The organism is Frigoribacterium sp. Leaf164, assembly GCF_001423665.1.
In the GTDB taxonomy this organism is placed as follows: Bacteria; Actinomycetota; Actinomycetes; order Actinomycetales; family Microbacteriaceae; genus Frigoribacterium; species Frigoribacterium endophyticum.
In genome coordinates this window covers 696,058-713,562 of the sequence record NZ_LMOX01000003.1, presented here as the reverse complement: position 1 = coordinate 713,562, position 17,505 = coordinate 696,058, and the positions used below count along the sequence as shown (strand labels likewise).

Annotated in this window: 15 protein-coding genes and 1 pseudogene; 11 read left to right on the top strand and 5 right to left on the bottom strand. The window is 71.8% G+C overall.

The window, feature by feature from the left end:
* Positions 1 to 40: 40 nt before the first annotated feature.
* Entirely contained in the window at positions 41 to 1,231 is a 1,191-nt protein-coding gene (locus ASF82_RS11280; protein ID WP_056057053.1) for a cell wall metabolism sensor histidine kinase WalK, read from the top strand.
* Entirely contained in the window at positions 1,228 to 1,914 is a 687-nt protein-coding gene (locus ASF82_RS11275) for a response regulator transcription factor (RefSeq protein ID WP_056057051.1), read from the top strand. The genes ASF82_RS11280 and ASF82_RS11275 overlap by 4 nt, the downstream gene beginning before the upstream one ends.
* 111 nt (positions 1,915 to 2,025) lie before the next feature.
* Here ASF82_RS11275 and ASF82_RS11270 read toward each other — a convergent pair whose 3' ends face one another.
* Complete coding sequence (locus tag ASF82_RS11270; protein WP_156370104.1) at positions 2,026 to 2,634, bottom strand: DNA modification methylase; 609 nt, start codon at positions 2,632 to 2,634, stop codon at positions 2,026 to 2,028.
* Positions 2,635 to 2,743: 109 nt separating this feature from the next.
* Here ASF82_RS11270 and ASF82_RS11265 point away from each other — a divergent pair, with 109 nt between their 5' ends.
* The 4 genes and pseudogenes from ASF82_RS11265 to rlmB all read left to right on the top strand — a co-directional run bounded on the left by ASF82_RS11265 (position 2,744) and on the right by rlmB (position 7,049).
* The gene (locus ASF82_RS11265) at positions 2,744 to 3,226 is read left to right on the top strand and encodes a CarD family transcriptional regulator (RefSeq protein ID WP_043597211.1); all 483 of its coding nucleotides are present in this window, start codon (positions 2,744 to 2,746) and stop codon (positions 3,224 to 3,226) included.
* A pseudogene (gene ispD / locus ASF82_RS11260) lies at positions 3,216 to 4,445 on the top strand (2-C-methyl-D-erythritol 4-phosphate cytidylyltransferase); the annotation flags it as partial. The gene ASF82_RS11265 and the pseudogene ispD, both read left to right, overlap by 11 nt.
* A gap of 148 nt (positions 4,446 to 4,593) precedes the next feature.
* Positions 4,594 to 6,012: a cysteine--tRNA ligase gene (cysS, locus tag ASF82_RS11255; protein ID WP_056057048.1), complete on the top strand. Its 1,419-nt coding sequence runs from the start codon at positions 4,594 to 4,596 to the stop codon at positions 6,010 to 6,012.
* Positions 6,009 to 7,049: a 23S rRNA (guanosine(2251)-2'-O)-methyltransferase RlmB gene (gene rlmB / locus ASF82_RS11250; protein ID WP_056057046.1), complete on the top strand. Its 1,041-nt coding sequence runs from the start codon at positions 6,009 to 6,011 to the stop codon at positions 7,047 to 7,049. Before cysS ends, rlmB begins: the two co-directional genes overlap by 4 nt.
* A 90-nt stretch (positions 7,050 to 7,139) precedes the next feature.
* Here rlmB and ASF82_RS11245 read toward each other — a convergent pair whose 3' ends face one another.
* Positions 7,140 to 8,435, bottom strand: coding sequence for a DUF4032 domain-containing protein (locus tag ASF82_RS11245; protein WP_056057045.1), 1,296 nt, complete (start codon positions 8,433 to 8,435; stop codon positions 7,140 to 7,142).
* Positions 8,436 to 8,569: 134 nt separating this feature from the next.
* Complete coding sequence (locus tag ASF82_RS11240) at positions 8,570 to 9,670, bottom strand: ABC transporter ATP-binding protein (RefSeq protein ID WP_056057042.1); 1,101 nt, start codon at positions 9,668 to 9,670, stop codon at positions 8,570 to 8,572.
* 308 nt (positions 9,671 to 9,978) lie between these two features.
* Between ASF82_RS11240 and ASF82_RS11235 the strand changes: the two genes are divergently transcribed.
* A complete protein-coding gene (locus tag ASF82_RS11235) occupies positions 9,979 to 10,941 on the top strand; it encodes a thioredoxin domain-containing protein (protein WP_056057041.1) in 963 nt (320 codons plus the stop codon).
* Between the two features lie 43 nt (positions 10,942 to 10,984).
* Here ASF82_RS11235 and ASF82_RS11230 read toward each other — a convergent pair whose 3' ends face one another.
* Positions 10,985 to 11,578, bottom strand: coding sequence for a metallophosphoesterase (locus ASF82_RS11230; RefSeq protein ID WP_082514587.1), 594 nt, complete (start codon positions 11,576 to 11,578; stop codon positions 10,985 to 10,987).
* A gap of 31 nt (positions 11,579 to 11,609) precedes the next feature.
* Here ASF82_RS11230 and ASF82_RS11225 point away from each other — a divergent pair, with 31 nt between their 5' ends.
* The 4 genes from ASF82_RS11225 to ASF82_RS11210 all read left to right on the top strand — a co-directional run bounded on the left by ASF82_RS11225 (position 11,610) and on the right by ASF82_RS11210 (position 16,242).
* Positions 11,610 to 12,386: a glycosyltransferase family 2 protein gene (locus ASF82_RS11225; protein ID WP_056057039.1), complete on the top strand. Its 777-nt coding sequence runs from the start codon at positions 11,610 to 11,612 to the stop codon at positions 12,384 to 12,386.
* Between the two features lie 178 nt (positions 12,387 to 12,564).
* The gene (locus ASF82_RS11220) at positions 12,565 to 13,698 is read left to right on the top strand and encodes an AI-2E family transporter (RefSeq protein WP_056057036.1); all 1,134 of its coding nucleotides are present in this window, start codon (positions 12,565 to 12,567) and stop codon (positions 13,696 to 13,698) included.
* 272 nt (positions 13,699 to 13,970) lie between these two features.
* Positions 13,971 to 15,746 (top strand): MDR family MFS transporter, encoded by a 1,776-nt coding sequence (locus ASF82_RS11215; protein WP_082514719.1) that lies wholly within the window; start codon positions 13,971 to 13,973, stop codon positions 15,744 to 15,746.
* Positions 15,727 to 16,242, top strand: a complete 516-nt coding sequence (locus ASF82_RS11210) for a MarR family winged helix-turn-helix transcriptional regulator (protein WP_056057033.1) — start codon at positions 15,727 to 15,729, stop codon at positions 16,240 to 16,242. The genes ASF82_RS11215 and ASF82_RS11210 overlap by 20 nt, the downstream gene beginning before the upstream one ends.
* Before the next feature lie 144 nt (positions 16,243 to 16,386).
* Here the strand turns inward: ASF82_RS11210 and ASF82_RS11205 are convergent, their stop codons facing one another.
* Positions 16,387 to 17,430 carry an NAD(P)-dependent alcohol dehydrogenase gene (locus tag ASF82_RS11205; protein WP_056057031.1) on the bottom strand — a complete coding sequence of 348 codons (1,044 nt, stop codon included), beginning with the start codon at positions 17,428 to 17,430 and terminating at the stop codon, positions 16,387 to 16,389.
* Positions 17,431 to 17,505: the final 75 nt, after the last annotated feature.

The following is a 17,505-nucleotide window of genomic DNA, read 5'->3' as shown; positions in this document are numbered from 1 at the left end:
TCGTCCGTTCCCGCCCCGGGCGTTCACTATCGTGACCTGCATGGAACCAACCTGGTTGGTGCCGGCCTCGCTGCTCTTCGGCGTCCTGGTCGGCGCCGCGGTCGTGATGGTGGTGGTGTCGGCTCAGCGCCGGGCCGCCCGCGTCGCGGCACTCGTCGAGACGACGCTGCCGGACGGCATCGACGCGGTGCTCGACGCCCTCTCGTCGGCTGGGCTGGTCGTCGACCCGTCGGGCAACGTGCTGAAGGCCTCGCCGTTCGCCCGTCAGCTCGGCCTGGTCTCCGCCCAGGAGCACCTCGTGCACCCCGAGGTCGAGGCCCTCGTCGACCTGGCGCGGCGGAGCGACGACCCGCAGGAGGCGCAGCTCACCCTGGCGCGCCTCCCCGGTTCCGAGGCCACCGTCGCCCTCGGCGTGCGGGCCGCCGTGCTGGGCGGCCGCTACGTGCTCGTGCTCGCCGAGGACCACACCGAGGGCCGCCGGCTCGACGACATGCGCCGCGACTTCGTGGCCAACATCAGCCACGAGCTGAAGACCCCGATCGGCGCGGTGGGCCTGCTCGCCGAGGCGCTCGACGCGGCCTCGGCGGACCCCGAGCGCGTCCGCCACTTCGCCGGCCGCCTGACGCGCGAGGCCGACCGGCTCGGCCGCCTCACCCAGGACATCATCGAGCTCTCGCGGCTGCAGGCCACCGACGCGCTCGAGTCGAGCGACCCCGTCGACGTGCGGGCGGTCGTCGACACCGCCGTCGACCGCAACCGGGTCGAGGCCGAGGTGCGGGGCATCTCGCTCGTCGTCCGGGGCGGCAAGAAGGCGCAGGTGCTCGGCGACGAGACGATGCTCGTCACCGCCGTCGACAACCTCGTCTCGAACGCCATCGCCTACTCGCCCGACGGGTCGCGGATCGGCATCGGCGCGACCGTCGACGACGAGGGCGGCGTCTCGATCGCGGTCAGCGACCAGGGCTACGGCATCCCGGAGCACGAGCTCGACCGCGTCTTCGAGCGCTTCTACCGCGTCGACCAGGCCCGGTCGCGCCGCACCGGGGGCACCGGCCTCGGCCTCGCGATCGTCAAGCACGTCGTCCAGAACCACGGCGGCGAGGTGCGCGTCTGGTCGCAGGTCGGCAGCGGGTCGACCTTCACGATCCGGCTGCCCGAGTTCGAGGCCCGCCCCGACACCCGTTCCGTCCCTGTCATGGTCACCACACGAGGAGACACCGATACCCGATGAGCACCCACATCCTGATCGTCGAGGACGAGGAGTCGCTGAGCGAGCCCCTGGCCTTCATCCTCGAGCGCGAGGGCTACCGCGTCACAGTCGCCGAGGACGGCCCGTCCGCCCTGGCCCTGTTCGACAAGTCGGGCGCCGACCTCGTGCTGCTCGACCTGATGCTGCCCGGCATCCCCGGCACGGAGGTCTGCCGGGTGCTGCGCTCGAGGTCGCAGGTGCCCATCATCATGCTGACCGCGAAGGACAGCGAGGTGGACATCGTCGTGGGGCTCGAGCTCGGCGCCGACGACTACGTCACCAAGCCGTACTCGACGCGGGAGCTGCTGGCGCGCATCCGGGCGGTCCTCCGTCGCCGGGCCGACGACGGCGACGACCTCGCCGACGGCATGCTCGAGGCGGGCGACATCCGCATGGACGTCGAGCGCCACGTCGTGACGGTGCGCGGCGAGGACGTCGCGATGCCGCTCAAGGAGTTCGAGCTGCTCGAGCTGCTGATGCGCAACGCCGGCCGCGTGCTGACGCGCGGTCAGCTGATCGACCGGGTCTGGGGCTCCGACTACTTCGGCGACACCAAGACCCTCGACGTGCACATCAAGCGCATCCGCTCGAAGATCGAGCCCGTGCCCTCCGAGCCCAAGGCGCTCGTGACCGTGCGCGGGCTCGGGTACCGCATCGAGGCCTGAGGCGCCGTCGGCGGGCGGCCTCCGTCCGACCGCCGACGCACGAGAGGCCCGGCCCCGCTGACGCGGGCCGGGCCTCTGGTCGTCTCGGCGCCGTTCGGGCGCCGCGTGCCGCTACGGGGTCGGCGTGGCCGAGGGCGTGCCGTCCTCGGGCGACGGGAGCGTCGTCGACTCGGCGGAGGGCGCCGTGGTCTCGCCCGGCGTCGGGAGCAGGGTCGCGTACTCGGAGAGCTCGCCGGTCAGCACGGGCACCTGCAGGCTCTTGCCGGTCTCGGTGCCGTACTGGACGAACACGGGCAGCAGCGCGCCGGGGGTGACGTCGAGGTCGCTCATCACGAACTGCTCCTGGCCGACCTCGGTGCCGAGGTCGACCTGCGAGTTCGCGTCGACGTCGACGGTCTGCGTCTCGTCGCCCGACTCGGTCTCGTACTGGAAGCTCACCTGCGCCGCGTCGTCGCCGCTGTTGACGATGGACATGACGAGGCTGGCCTCGGCGCCGTCCTCGGTCAGGGCCAGCGCGTTGAGCACCTTGACGTCGCCGACCGTGACGCTCGTGCCGTCGCTGGCGTCGTAGAACTGGGTCGTGCGCTGGGGGCTGATGAAGTTGCAGCCGGCGGCGACGACGAGCACGGCGGCACCCACGGTGGCGGCGGCGAGGGCGCGGACGCCTCGACGGTCAATTGCAGATGCGACTCGCACGAGTGCCTCCAGGATCCAGTTCACGGCAAAGGTCTGCCCCAGCTTAGCGAGGGCAGAGCGGGGCGGTTCGTCAGGGCAGCCTTACCACCGACCTTCCATGGTATCCTGGGCGTCGCAGAATGGAGCCTGATTCATGCAGTTCGAGGTCGGAGAGACCGTCGTCTACCCCCATCACGGGGCCGCGACGATCTCTGAAGTCAAGAAGCGGATCATCAAGGGCGAAGAGAAGCTGTACCTCAAGCTTCGCGTCACCCAGGGTGATCTGACCATCGAGGTACCCGCAGACAACGTCGACCTGGTCGGCGTCCGGGACGTCATCGGCAAAGAAGGGCTCGACCGCGTGTTCGACGTCCTCCGTGCGCCGTTCACGGAAGAACCCACCAACTGGTCCCGCCGCTACAAGGCGAACCTGGAGAAGCTCGCGTCGGGCGACGTCATCAAGGTGTCCGAGGTCGTCCGCGACCTGTGGCGCCGCGACCAGGACCGCGGGTTGTCCGCCGGCGAGAAGCGCATGCTCGCCAAGGCCCGCCAGATCCTGATCAGCGAGCTCGCCCTCGCGGAGAAGACCGACGAAGAGAAGGCGTCGAGCGTCCTCGACGAGGTTCTTGCGTCCTAGCACCACCGACGACCGCACGGTCGGCTCCCTGACGGGGGTCGGTCGGGCGGTCGTCGTCGTCGCGGCCGGGAGCGGCACGCGTCTCGGCCTCGGCACGCCGAAGGCCTTCGTCGAGGTGGCCGGGCGCAGCATCCTGGCCCGCTCGCTCGACGCCGTGCTCGCCTCGGCGGTGCCCACCCAGATCGTCGTGGTCGTGCCGCAGGAGCAGCTCGCCGACGCCACGGAGCTCGTCGTCGCGGCGGCCGGGCACGTCGCCGACCACGTCGCGGTGGTCGCGGGAGGCGCCAGCCGACAGGCCAGCGTCGCCGCCGGCCTCGGGGCGGTCGCCCCCGACGTCGCGACCGTCCTGGTGCACGACTGCGCGCGCCCCTTCACCCCCACCGCCCAGTTCGACCTCGTCGCGTCGACGGTCGAGGCGACCGGCCGCGGCGTCGTGCCGGGGCTCCCCGTCAGCGACACGATCAAGCGCGTGGACGAGGCCGGCACGGTGCTCGACACCGTCGACCGCTCCGAGCTGGTCGCGATGCAGACCCCCCAGGGCTTCCCGCGGGCGGCCCTCGACGCCGCCTACGCCGCGGCCCGGGCCGAGCACACCGACGACGCCGCCCTGTTCGCGGCGGCCGGCCACGAGGTCGTCGTCGTCGAGGGCGACCCGGTCGCGTTCAAGATCACCACCCGGTGGGACCTCCAACGCGCCGAGACGATCGCGGCGCAGCAGGCCGCGGCGGTCGGCGCTCCCGACCCGCGCCTCCGGCCCGACCCCGCCCTCCGCACCGGGCTCGGCATCGACGTCCACGCGTTCGACCCGGCCGCGCCGCTGCACCTCGGCCTCCTGCACTTCGAGGGCGAGGCGGGCCTGGCCGGCCACAGCGACGGCGACGCCGTCGCGCACGCCGTCGTCGACGCCCTCCTCTCGGCCGCCGGCCTCGGCGACATCGGCTCGATGTTCGGCACCGACGACCCGCGCTTCGCCGGCGCGAGCGGCGAGGTCTTCCTCACCGCGGCCGTCGAGCGCCTGACGCACGCGGGCGTCGACGTCGTCGACGTCGCCGTCCAGGTCGTCGGCAACCGGCCCCGGCTCTCCGCCCGCCGCCTCGAGATGGAGGAGCGGCTGATGCAGGTCGTCGGCGCTCCCGTCAGCGTGTCGGCCACGACCACCGACGGGCTCGGCTTCACCGGGCGCGGCGAGGGGCTCACGGCGATCGCGACCGCTCTGGTGTCGGTCGTCGACCCGGCGGCGCGCACCGCGCCTCCCCGGGGCCCTGGCTCCGCCTCCGCCCCGGCACGGGGCGCCGTCGCCCCGACCTCGCTCACCGACGACGGGTCGTCCGACCCGTCCGCCGACGACCACTGAATAGGCTGACCGCGTGACCATCCGCCTCTACGACTCCCGCGAGCAGGCGCTCGTCGACTTCGTCCCCCTCGAGCCCGGCCGGGTGGGGCTGTACGTCTGCGGGCCCACCGTGCAGTCGTCGCCGCACATCGGCCACCTGCGCAGCGCGCTGGTCTACGACCTGTGGCGCCGCTGGTTCACCTACCGCGGCCTCGACGTCACCCTCGTGCGCAACGTCACCGACATCGACGACAAGATCCTCGCGCTCTCGAGCGGCACCGACGAGGAGTGGTGGGCGCGCGCCTACCGCTACGAGCTCGAGTTCACCGCGGGGTACCAGGCGCTCGGCGTGCTGCAGCCGACCTACGAGCCGCGCGCGACCGCGAGCGTCACCGAGATGCAGCAGATCGTCGCGACGCTGATCGACCGCGGGCACGCCTACGCCGCGCCCGACGGCTCGGGCGACGTGTACTTCGACACCGCGAGCTGGCCGAGCTACGGCGCCCTGACGAACCAGGGCCTCGACGACATGGCCCCCGCGGCCGACGCCGACCCGCGCGGCAAGCGCGACCCCCGCGACTTCGCGCTCTGGAAGGGCGCGAAGGCCGACGAGCCCGCCTCGGCGAGCTGGTCGTCGCCGTGGGGCGACGGCCGGCCCGGCTGGCACATCGAGTGCTCGGCGATGTCGAAGCGCTACCTGGGCAGCGCCTTCGACATCCACGGCGGCGGCCTCGACCTGCGGTTCCCGCACCACGAGAACGAGCTGGCCCAGTCGACCGCGGCCGGCGACGCCTTCGCGCACCACTGGCTGCACAACGGCCTCGTCGCCGTCGACGGCCAGAAGATGTCGAAGTCGCTCGGCAACTCGATCTTCGCCGCCGACTTCCTCGCCCTCGCGCGGCCGGTCGTCGTCCGCTACTTCCTCAGCGCGGCGCACTACCGCTCGACCATCGACTACCACGACGGCGCGCTCGTCGAGGCGGAGGCCGCGCTCGACCGCGTCGAGACGTTCCTCTCCCGCGCCGAGCGCCGTCTGGCCGACACCCGCTTCGCCGGTGTCGGCGCCCGTGTCGTGCCCGACGAGTTCGCCGAGGCGATGGACGACGACCTCAACGTGCCGCAGGCGATCGCCGTGCTGCACGACGCCGTCCGGTCGGGCAACGTCGCCCTCGACGACGGCGACCTCGACACGGCCGCCCGCGACCGCCAGCACGTCGCCGCCATGGTGGCCGTGCTGGGCATCGACCCGCTGGCGCCCGAGTGGCGCGGAGACGACGAGGGCGACGCGCACCGCGCGCTCGGCACCCTCGTCGAGACCCTCCTCGCCAGCCGCCAGGAAGCCAGGGCCGCGCGCGACTTCGCGCAGGCCGACCGCGTACGCGAGATGCTGGCGTCCGCCGGCGTCACCATCGAAGACACCCCCAGCGGGTCGCATTGGAGCCTCGAACAGTGAAGAACACCAGCGGAGCGAACAAGGGGCGGCCGAGCAGCAGCGCCGTCCGCAAGGGCAGCAAGGGCAAGCAGGTCGGCAGCGGCGGCCAGGGGCGGCAAGCGCTCGAGGGCAAGAAGCCCACGCCCGCCGCGGAGGACCGCCCGTACCACCCCGCGGGCAAGGCGAAGGCGGCGCGCGAGCGCCTCGACGCCGCCCGGGGCCGCGGCGGCAACGGCCCCCGTGCCGGGTCGCCGATCGCCGGCCGCGGCGGGCAGGACGCCCCGCGTCGCAAGCCGAAGAGCTCCGACGACAGCGAGATGGTCACCGGCCGCAACTCGGTGCTCGAGGCCCTGCGCACGCGCATCCCCGCCTCGACGCTCTACATCGCGGCGCGCATCGAGATGGACGACCGTACGAAGGAGATCCTCAACCTCGCGACGCGTCGCGGGCTGCCGATCCTCGAGGTCATGCGCCCCGAGCTCGACCGCCTCACGGGCCCCGACTCGGTGCACCAGGGCGTCGCCCTCAAGGTGCCGCCGTACGAGTACGCGCACCCGGTCGACCTGCTCGAGGGCTCGATCAAGCGTCGCCAGAACCCGCTCTTCGTCGCGCTCGACGGCATCACCGACCCGCGCAACCTCGGCGCCATCATCCGCTCGGTCGCCGCGTTCGGCGGCCAGGGCGTCATCATCCCGCAGCGTCGCTCGGTCGGCCTCACCGCCTCGGCGTGGAAGACCTCGGCCGGCGCCGCGGCGCGCATCCCCGTCGCGATGGCCTCGAACCTGACGCAGACCCTCAAGTCGTTCAAGGACCAGGGCGTCTTCGTGCTGGGCCTCGACGGCGACGGCGACGTCATGCTGCCGGGCCTCGAGCTCGCCGACCGCCCGCTCGTGGTCGTCGTGGGCAGCGAGGGCAAGGGCCTCTCGCGCATCGTCGCCGAGACCTGCGACGCCATCGTGTCGATCCCGATCACGGGCGCCGTCGAGTCGCTGAACGCCGGCATGGCCGCGAGCGTCACGCTCTACGAGATCTCGAAGCTGCGCGCCGAGCGCTCGTAGCGCTCGTCAGCCCCGACACAGAGGAGGCGCGGTGCCGGTCGACCGGCACCGCGCCTCCTCTGCGTGGTCACGGAAGGGACCGCGTCGGGGTCAGACCTTGGAGCGCCAGTCGTCGTCGTCGTCCTCGGCCTCGAGCAGCTCGGCGTCGGGCAGGGTGATCGACTCGGTGGCCGGGTCGATGACGGTGCGCTCGTCACGGCGGTGCCGCAGCACGTCGTTGATGTACGAGGTCAGCGCCTCGGCGATGGGCACGTCGCGGTTCTCCTGCTGCGAGCGGTACCAGCGGTGCTCGAGCAGCTGGTGGAAGACCTCCGCCGGCTCGAGGCGGCCGCGGAGGTCGCGGGGGATGGACCGGACGACCGGCTCGAACACCCGGGCGGCCCACTCGTGCGCCACCATCTCCTCGTCCGCGTCGGTGTTGCCGGTGCGCAGCCGGTAGGCGTCGAGGTCGTTGAGGAGGCGCCGGGCCTGGTTCTCCTCCACGTCGAGGCCGGTGAGGCGCAGCAGGCGGCGGGAGTGGTGGCCGGCGTCGACGACCTTGGGCTGGATGCGCACCTGGGTGCCGCCCTCGGCCGTCTTGATCGCGAGCTCCTCGATGTCGAAGCCGAGGTCGTTGAGCCGCTCGACCCGGTCGGTGATGCGCCAGCGCTCCGAGCTGGAGAACGTCTCGCTGCCGGTGAGCTCCGTCCAGAGGCTGCGGTACTTCGCGACGATGCCGTTGCTGACGTCGACGGCGTCGAGGTTGTCGTCGAGGCGTCCGCCGGCCTCGAGGTCGAGCAGCTCGCCGGCGATGTTGACGCGGGCGACCTCGAGGTCGTTCTCGCGCTGGCCGTTCGAGAGCCCGCCCGGGTAGAGCTTGCCGGTCTCGGCGTCGACCAAGTACGCCGCGAAGGCCCCCGCGTCGCGCCGGAAGAGCGTGTTCGAGAGCGAGACGTCGCCCCAGTAGAAGCCGATGACGTGCAGGCGCACGAGCAGCAGGGCCAGCGCGTCGACGAGCCGCTTCGCGGTGTCGGGGCGGAGGGTCTGCGAGTACAGCGCCCGGTAGGGCAGCGAGAACTTGAGGTGCCGCGTGACGAGCACGGGGTTGAGGGGCGAGCCGTCGACGTCGCGCCGGTTCGTGATGACCGCCAGGGGGTCGACGCAGGGGATGTCCATCCGCTGCAGGGTGCGGAGCATCTCGTACTCGCCCCGGGCCATCTCGCCCGAGGTCTCCTTGATCGCGATCACGTAGCCGCTGAGGTGCGCGAAGCGCACCAGGTGCCGCGAGATGCCCTTCGGCAGGGCCGCGATGGCCTCGTCGGGCCACTCGTCGAGGGGGAGGGACCACGGCAGGTCGAGCAGCGCCGGGTCGACGGTGGCCGAGGTGATGTTGAGGGAGTCGCTCATGGGTCTTCTCTGGTCGGACGGCCGGGGCGCGCCGGGCGATCGGGGGTGGTCGGGGGCGGAACGGGCGATCGGCCCGCCGGGTCGCTCGGAGAGGTTCTCCTGGCGACGCGACGGGCCGATCGGGGGTGCGGGGGCTACGCGCTGACGACGGCCTTGTCGCCGAGGCGCTGGCCGCTCTCGGTGTCGAAGACGTGCACGTGGTGCGCCTGCGGCGTGATGTAGATCGTGTCGCCGAGGCCCGGGTGGTTGCGGCCGTCGACGCGCACGACGATGTCGACGCGCGCGCCGTCGACCTCGGTGTGGCCGTAGAGGTAGCCGTCGGCGCCGAGCTCCTCGACCACGTCGACGGTGACCGCGAGGCCCTCGCCGGTGGTGTTGACCACGACGTCCTCGGGGCGGACGCCCACGGTGACGCTCTTGCCGTTGGCCTGGCCGACGGTGTCGCGGTCGACCGAGGTGACGGCCGTGCCGAACTTGATGCCGCCGTCGACGACGTCGGCGGGCAGGAGGTTCATGGCCGGCGAGCCGATGAAGCCGGCGACGAAGACGTTCTGCGGCTTCTCGTACAGGTCGCGGGGGGTGCCGACCTGCTGCAGGACGCCGTCCTTGAGGACCGCGATGCGGTCGCCCATGGTCAGGGCCTCGGTCTGGTCGTGGGTGACGTAGACCGTGGTGACGCCGAGGCGACGCTGCAGGGAGGCGATCTGGGTGCGGGTCTGGACGCGGAGCTTGGCGTCGAGGTTCGACAGCGGCTCGTCCATGAGGAAGACCTGGGGCTGGCGCACGATGGCGCGGCCCATGGCGACGCGCTGACGCTGACCACCGGAGAGGGCCTTGGGCTTGCGCGAGAGGTAGGGCTCGAGGTCGAGCAGCTTCGCGGCCTCGAGGACGCGGGTCGCGCGCTCCTCCTTGCCGACGCCGGCGATCTTGAGCGCGAAGCCCATGTTCTCGGCGACGGTCATGTGCGGGTACAGCGCGTAGTTCTGGAACACCATCGCGATGTCGCGGTCCTTCGGCGGCACGTCGGTGACGTTGCGGTCGCCGATGAAGATGTCGCCGCTGTTGACCTCTTCGAGGCCGGCGAGCATGCGGAGGGTGGTCGACTTGCCGCAGCCCGAGGGGCCCACGAGGACGAGGAACTCGCCGTCGGCGACCTCGAGGTCGATGGCGTCGACCGCTGCGCGGGTCGAGCCGGGGTAGAGACGGGTTGCCTTGCTGAACGTCACGGACGCCATGATTCGTTTCTCCTTCACCGGCAGGTACGTGCCGGACGATCCGTTGTGAATGGACGGTGATCAACCGTGTTGGTCGACGATGACCACCGCGCCTCAGCATGCCACAGAACGGCCCCTGGCAGGGCCCCCGGACGGGTGGCCGGAGGGGGGTCGGGGGGATGGTGTCCGGACATCTCCCAGCGCGCTCTCCTAGGATCACGGGGGGCAGGAGGCGCGCCACGTGCTCTCCGACCCGCTCCGCCCTACCCGTCTGCCCCTCAACGACGCGACGCCCCGACCCCCGTCGCGCATCGGAGAACCGCACCCCCATGACTGAGAACGACAAGTCGCTGACCAAGAACCAGCGTCGGGCCGCCGCCCGCGAGAAGGCGCAGCTCGCCCGCAAGAAGCAGAAGCGCCGTCAGCGGACGAGCCGCTGGGTGCTGCAGGGCGGCCTCGGCCTGGTCGTCGTCGCGATCGTCGTCGGCGTCGTCCTGGTCATCACGAACAGCATCAAGCCGGCCGGCCCCGGCCCCGCCAACATGGCCAGCGACGGCATCCGCATCGGCCAGGACTTCGTCGCGCAGACGACCCCCGCGCTCGACGCGGGCGACGAGCCCGTCGCGACGGAGACCACGGCGGCCTCCGACACCGTCGACATCGTCGTCTACCTCGACTACCTCTGCCCGATCTGCGGCCAGTTCGAGGCGGCCAACAACGACTACATCGCCGGCCTCGTGTCGTCGGGCGCCGCGACGGTCGAGTACCACCCGATCGCGATCCTGACCAACAGCTCGCTGGGCACGAAGTACTCGAACCGCGCCGCGAACGCCGCCGCCTGCGTCGCGAACTACTCGCCCGACTCCTTCTTCGACTTCAACACCGCCATGTTCGAGCAGCAGCCGGAGGAGGGCACGCGCGGCCTCGACGACTCGCAGCTCGCCGACATCGCCACGGGCGTCGACGGCGTGCAGCAGGCCTCCGCGATCGAGACCTGCATCGACGACCAGGAGTTCGCCTCCTGGGTCAGCGCCTCGACCGAGCGCGTGCTCGACGGGCCGCTGCCGAACAGCGACGTCGAGACCTTCCGCGGCACGCCCACCGTCCTGGTCAACGGCCAGCAGTACGACCCGAGCCTGCCGTTCACCAACGAGGAGTTCCGCAACTTCGTCGTGACCGCGGCCGGCAACAGCTACTCCGACTCGGCGACGTCGACGGCCACGCCGACGCCCGAGCCCACCGAGTCGGCACCGGCCGAGACGCCGGCCCCGGCCGAGACTCCCGCCTCCTAGCCGCGGCGACTCCCCGGCCCGACCGCCCCGGCTCGCGTCGCCGTCAGTCGCGGCGGCGCGGGTGGGGCACGATCACGTCGATCTCCCGCACCGGCCCCGCGGGCAGGTCGGCCCGGCGCGACCGGGTCGTCGGCCGGAGCGGCAGCTCGTGCAGCACGACGTCGCGCACGGTGCCCGCGTCCAGCACGAGGCTGAGGTACGTGGCCCGCGGCTGTCGCCGCTTGTCGGTCGGTGACCCGGGGTTGAGCAGGCGCGTGCCGGAGGCGGTGGTCGAGTCCCACGGGATGTGGCTGTGGCCGAAGAGCAGCAGGTCGGTCTCGGGGTGGAGGCGGTCCGCCCGGGCCTCCCGCGCCTCCTTCTGTCCCGTCTCGTGGACGACGGCGACGCGGACGCCGTCGATCGTCTCGCGGGCCACCTCCGGCAGCCGGGCCCGGAGCTCGTCGCCGTCGTTGTTGCCCCAGACGCCGACCAGGCGTCGGGAGCGCCGCTCGAACTCGTCGAGGATCGCGGTGCCGGTCCAGTCGCCGGCGTGCACGACGACGTCGGCGGCCTCGACCGCCGCCCAGAGCTCGTCGGGCACGGCGCGGGCCTTCTGCGGCACGTGGGTGTCGGACACGACGACGACGGTGGTGGTCACCGGCCCAGGCTAGGCGCGGTTGACTGGGCCGGTGCGAGTCTCCGTCGTGATCCCGGTCCGTGACGACGCGCGGCACCTCGAGGCCTGCCTCCGGTCGCTCGCGCGCCAGACGCGGCTGCCCGACGAGGTGCTCGTGGTCGACAACGGCAGCACCGACGACACCGTGGCGGTCGCGACCGCGGCGGGTGCGCGCGTCGTCACCGAGCCCGTCGTCGGGATCGCGGCCGCCGCCTCCACCGGGTACGACGCCGCGACCGGCGACCTGATCGGTCGCTGCGACGCCGACAGCGTGCTGCCGCGCACGTGGGTCGCCGAGCTCGCGGCCACCCTCGAGGCCGACGGCGACGTGCTCGCGGTCACGACGAACGCCCGCTTCTACGACGCGCCCGTGGGGGCCCAGAGGCTGCTCTCGGCGGCGTACGTCGGCGCGTATCACTGGCTCGTGGGCTCGGCGCTGGCGCACTGGCCGCTGTTCGGGTCGACCATGATGATGCGCCGGTCGGCGTGGGCCGCCGTGAGCGACGTCGTGCACCGCCGCGACACGGGGCTGCACGACGACATGGACCTCGCCCTCCACCTCGGCGACCTGGCGCCGACGCGGGGCGGCCGCCTCGTCTACCGGCGCGACGTCGTGGCGGGCATCTCGGCGCGGCCGTTCGACCGGGGCGCCGACCCGGGGCTGCGGACGCGGCGCGCGCTGCGGGTCTTCGCGGTGCACGGGCGCTCGGGGGTGCCGTTCACCCGCTGGTGGCGGGCCGACCCGCTGCGCACGCGCGCCGTCTGGCGTCGTCTGCGGCCCCGCGCCTGACGGGCCCCGCGGCTCCGCCCGGCGGCTCCGCCCGGCGGCTCCTCTCCCGTCGCCCGCGTGGCAGGTGGCCCTCCGAGCCCCTCAGGTAGTTCGATGAGACGGTCGTGCACCGCACGACGTCGTCGCACGCCCTCCGGCCGCGCACCATGACCACCACACAGAACGACGAGGACGAACCGTGGGACTCTTCCGCACCAAGGACGCCGAGGTGGTCGAGCACAACGCCGCCGTCCAGAGCAGCATCTGGACCGACGCGTTCGGCCGCCTGGCCATCCGCAGCCTGCAGATCATCGCCGTCGTCGTCGTCGGCATCGCCGTGATCTACACCTTCCTCTCGCTGAGCCTCGTCACGCTGCCCGTGCTGCTCGCGCTGATCTTCGCCTCGGCGATGTACCCGCTGATCGCCTTCCTGCGCCGGCACCGGGTGCCGAGCCTCCTCGCCACGATCATCGCCCTGTTCGGCGTCGTGGTCGTGCTGGGCCTCGTCGGCTGGCTGCTCGTCTGGGCCGTCGAGAACCAGGCGTCGACGCTCGCCAAGTCGGCGACGGAGGGCTTCAACCAGCTTCAGGACTGGATCACCACCCTGCCGTTCTCGATCACCGACGACCAGATCGAGTCCGTGCGGAACACCGTCGTCGACTTCGTGACGAGCGCGCAGTTCGGCTCGGGCGCCCTCGCCGGCGCGAGTGCGATCGGCAGCTTCGCGACCGGACTCGTGCTGATGATCGTCGTGCTGTTCTTCTTCCTCAAGGACGGCCCGGCCATCTGGGAGTTCCTCCTCCGCCCGTTCAAGGGCGAGCAGTACGCCCGGGCCCGTCGCATCGGCGACAAGACGGTCGCCACCCTCGGCGGCTACGTGCGCGGCACGGCCACCGTCGCCGCGGTCGACGCGATCGGCATCGGCATCGGCCTCGCGATCATCGGCGTGCCGCTGGCGCTGCCCCTGGCCGTGGTCGTCTTCCTCACCGCGTTCATCCCGCTCGTCGGCGCCACCGCCGCGGGCATCCTCGCGGCGCTCGTCGCCCTCGTGGCCAACGGCCCCGTGGCCGCCATCTGGGTCATCGCGGTCGTCGTGCTCGTCAACCAGCTCGAGGGCAACTTCCTCCAGCCCGTGCTGATGGGCCGCACCCTGCAGCTGCACGGCCTCGTCATCCTGGTCGCCCTGACCGCCGGCACCATCCTCGGCGGCGTCGTCGGCGCGGTCATCGCCGTGCCGCTGATGGCCGTGGTCTGGGGCATCACGCAGGTGTGGAACGGCGAGCACCAGCCGGCGGAGATGTTCCGGAAGAAACGGCCGGAGGAAGTGCGCTAGCCCGCGAGGGCCTGCCGGAGGCGCGGTGTGCGGAGAACGCACACCGCGCCTCCGTCGTGTGCGGACGTATCTCGGGAAAAAGTCTGCACGATCTGCAGCGAGATGGTTGCGTTCCGTCAACTACGGCGTATGGTTGACGTTCAGCAACTACCTGACCAACGGCGGTCAGCGACCCCCATCTCAGAACGACCACGGAGCGCACCTTGTCGCAGACCACCACCGCCGCGGGCACGAAGCCCGCGGCTCCCCACGAACCGGGCGAAGCGCCCGGCATGAGCCACCGCGAAGTCCTCACGGCCCTGTCGGGCCTGCTGATGGGCATGCTCGTGGCGATCCTCTCGTCGACCGTCGTGTCGACCTCGCTGCCGCGCATCGTCAGCGACCTCAACGGCAGCCAGACCTCGTACACCTGGGTCATCACCGCCACGCTGCTCGCGACGACCGTCAGCACGCCCCTCTGGGGCAAGTTCTCCGACCTCACGAACCGCAAGGTGCTGCTGCAGGTGGCCCTCGTGCTGTTCGTGCTCGCGTCGGTCGCGGCCGGCTTCTCGCAGGACACCGCGACGCTGATCACCTTCCGCGTCTTCCAGGGCCTCGGCGCCGGCGGCCTCACCGCCCTGGTGCAGGTCGTCATGAGCGACATCATCAGCCCGCGTGAGCGCGGCCGGTACATGGGCTACCTCGGCGCCGTGATGAGCGTCGGCACGATCGGCGGCCCGCTGCTCGGCGGCGTGCTCACCGACACCATCGGCTGGCGCTGGAACTTCTTCGTCGGCGTGCCGGTCGGCATCGCCGCGCTGATCGTCATCCAGCGCACGCTGCACCTGCCCGCCAAGCCGAAGAAGAAGGTCGTCGTCGACTACTGGGGCGCCGGGCTGATCGCCGGCGGCGTCTCGCTGCTGCTCATCTGGGTGTCGCTCGGCGGCAAGCAGTTCGAGTGGGCCTCGGCCACCAGCTGGCTGATGGGCCTCGGCGCAGCTGTGCTGCTCGCCCTCGCCGTCGTCGTGGAGTTCCGCTCGAAGGAGCCGATCATCCCGCTCACGCTGTTCAAGAACCGCACCTTCACCTTCGCGGTGATCGCCTCGCTGAGCGTCGGCGTCGCGATGTTCGGCACCAGCGTCTTCCTCGGCCAGTACATGCAGCTGGCCCGCGGCCAGTCGCCGACCATGGCGGGCATCCTGACCCTGCCGATGGTGCTCGGCCTGCTGATCTCGTCGATGGTGGCCGGTGCGCTCATCTCGAAGTACGGCAAGTGGAAGCCCTACATGATCGTGGGCTCGATCCTCCTCGCCGCCGGCCTCTTCCTCATGTCGACCATCGAGTACGACACGAACTTCGCCGTCGTCTCCGTCTTCATGGCGATGATGGGGCTCGGCATCGGCATGGTCATGCAGAACCTCGTGCTCGTCGTACAGAACTCCGTCGACGTGAGCGTCGTCGGCGCCGCCTCCTCGAGCGTCGCGTTCTTCCGCAGCCTCGGCGGCACGATCGGTGTCTCGGTCATGGGCGCCGTGCTCGGCACGAAGGTCTCGGGCTACATCACCGACGGCCTCACCGACGCCGGCGTCGACCCGAGCGCGCTCGGCAGCGGCGAGTCGACCACGAGCATCCCCGACCTCAGCACCGTGCCCGGCCCGATCCGCACCATCATCGAGTCCGCGTACGGCCAGGGCGTCGCCGACGTGTTCCTCATCGCGGCACCGCTCGCGATCATCACCATCGTGTTCGTCTGCCTGCTGCCGAACGTCGAGCTCGGCACGAAGTCGGGCATCCAGCGCGCCGCCGCGGCCGGCCCCCAGGGAGGCGCGGCACCGGTCGACGGAGCCGCCGCCTCCCCGGCGACCAAGGGCGCCGCGGCGACCGCCGGGCTCGCGCCCGCGGTCTCGAGCGCCCCGGCCGACGCGCATCCGCGCACCGGGACCGTCGATACGATCATCGCGACCGGGGCCGCCGAGGTGGCGGGCCACCCCGTGTCCGACGACGAGCTGAGCGAGAGCCCGGTGTTCTCGTCCCTGGTCGAGGAGAAGGATGTCGCAGCCGATCGATGACGGCCAGCCGGGAGGCGCGGTGCTCGACGCCCCGCGCCTCCCCGTGGCCGACGACGAGGGCCGGGAGGGCCTGATGGCCAGCGTGGTCGACGAGATCGGCTCGCTCATGGTGGAGGCGAAGCGCACCATCGCGGCCGCCGCCTCCCGCTTCGACCCCGACGTGCCGCCGACGGCGTTCTACGTGCTGCGCTACGTGATGAAGCACCAGCCCTGCACGGCCGGCGAGATCGTCCGGGCCATGGCGATGGACAAGGGCGCCGTCAGCCGCCAGGTCGCCCTGCTGCGCGAGGCCGGCTTCGTCGACGTCGTGGCCGACGCCTCCGACGGCCGGGTCTCGATGCTCCGGAGCACGGAGCGGGCCGAGGCGCGCATGCTCGAGGTCCGGCACGAGAACCGCGCCGTGTTCCGCAGCCACGTCGAGGGCTGGACGGACGACGAGCTCGCCCAGTTCTCGGGCTGGCTGCACCGCTTCAACACGCCCGCCGGCCCGCGGTAGGCGACCCGCGACTCCTCGGGGTCGACGGCGGGCGAGCCTGACGCCGACGTGCCGACGCCGTCGCCCGGGGTCGGCGGCCCCGCCCGGGGACGACGACGGCCCCCTCCCTGGTCGGGAGGGGGCCGTCGTCGTGCTGCGGGGCGACTAGATCGTGGCGGTGTCGATCACGAAGCGGTAGCGCACCTTGCTCGCGACGACGCGCTCGTAGGCCTCGTCGACCTGGTCGGCGCTGATCGTCTCGATCTCGGCGCCGATGTGGTGCTCGGCGCAGAAGTCGAGCATCTCCTGCGTCTCGCGGATGCCGCCGATGTTGGAGCCGGCGAGGCTGCGACGGCCCATGATGAGCGAGCCGGCGCGGAACGACTGCGGGTTCTCGGGCAGGCCGACGAAGACCATGGTGCCGTTGAGGCGCAGCGTGCGGGCGTAGGCGTCGATGTCCATGTCGGCCGAGATCGTGTTGATGATCAGGTCGAACGAGCTCTTCAGCTCGTCGAAGGTCGACGGGTCGCTCGACGCGTAGTAGTGGTCAGCGCCGAGCTTGAGGCCGTCCTCCTGCTTGGAGAGCGTCTGGCTGATGACGGTGACCTCGGCGCCCATGGCGTGCGCGATCTTGACGGCCATGTGGCCGAGCCCGCCCATGCCGACGACGGCGACCTTCGTGCCGGGGCCGGTGCCCCAGTGCTTCAGGGGCGAGTAGGTGGTGATGCCGGCGCAGAGCAGCGGCGCGGCCTCGTCGAGGGCGATGCCCTCGGGGATCGACAGCACGTAGTTCTCGTCGGCCACGATCTGCTTGCTGTAGCCGCCGTAGGTCTCTTCGCCCGTGTACTCGCGGCCGTTGTAGGTGGGCACGTTGCCCTTGACGCAGAACTGCTCTTCGCCGGCGAGGCAGTTCTCGCACTCGCGGCAGCTGTCGACGAAGCAGCCGATGCCGACGCGGTCGCCGACCTTGTGCTTGGTCACCTCGGAGCCGACCTCGGTGACGACGCCGGCGATCTCGTGGCCGGGCACCATCGGGAAGATGGCCTTGCCCCACTCCTCGCGGGCCTGGTGGATGTCGCTGTGGCAGATGCCGGCGAAGGCGATGTCGATCTGCACGTCGTGGGCGCCGACGTCGCGACGCTGGATGGTGCTGCGCTCGAACGAGGCGCCGGCCGAGGCGGCGACGAGAGCGGGGACGGTGGTGGGCACGGGGTTACCTCCGGGGGTTGCGGGTGTCTCGCGCGCCTGTGGGCGCGCTGATCTCCGACGACGCTGTGGGGGACG

What these genes read in the sequence shown, in the direction of transcription:
- ASF82_RS11280 (WP_056057053.1), top strand. Translation starts at nt 41, where the DNA reads ATGGAACCAACCTGGTTGGTGCCGGCCTCGCTGCTCTTCGGCGTCCTG.
- ASF82_RS11275 (WP_056057051.1), top strand. Translation starts at nt 1,228, where the DNA reads ATGAGCACCCACATCCTGATCGTCGAGGACGAGGAGTCGCTGAGCGAG.
- ASF82_RS11265 (WP_043597211.1), top strand. Translation starts at nt 2,744, where the DNA reads ATGCAGTTCGAGGTCGGAGAGACCGTCGTCTACCCCCATCACGGGGCC.
- ASF82_RS11245 (WP_056057045.1), bottom strand. Translation starts at nt 8,435, where the DNA reads ATGAGCGACTCCCTCAACATCACCTCGGCCACCGTCGACCCGGCGCTG.
- ASF82_RS11240 (WP_056057042.1), bottom strand. Translation starts at nt 9,670, where the DNA reads ATGGCGTCCGTGACGTTCAGCAAGGCAACCCGTCTCTACCCCGGCTCG.
- ASF82_RS11235 (WP_056057041.1), top strand. Translation starts at nt 9,979, where the DNA reads ATGACTGAGAACGACAAGTCGCTGACCAAGAACCAGCGTCGGGCCGCC.
- ASF82_RS11215 (WP_082514719.1), top strand. Translation starts at nt 13,971, where the DNA reads ATGAGCCACCGCGAAGTCCTCACGGCCCTGTCGGGCCTGCTGATGGGC.
- ASF82_RS11210 (WP_056057033.1), top strand. Translation starts at nt 15,727, where the DNA reads ATGTCGCAGCCGATCGATGACGGCCAGCCGGGAGGCGCGGTGCTCGAC.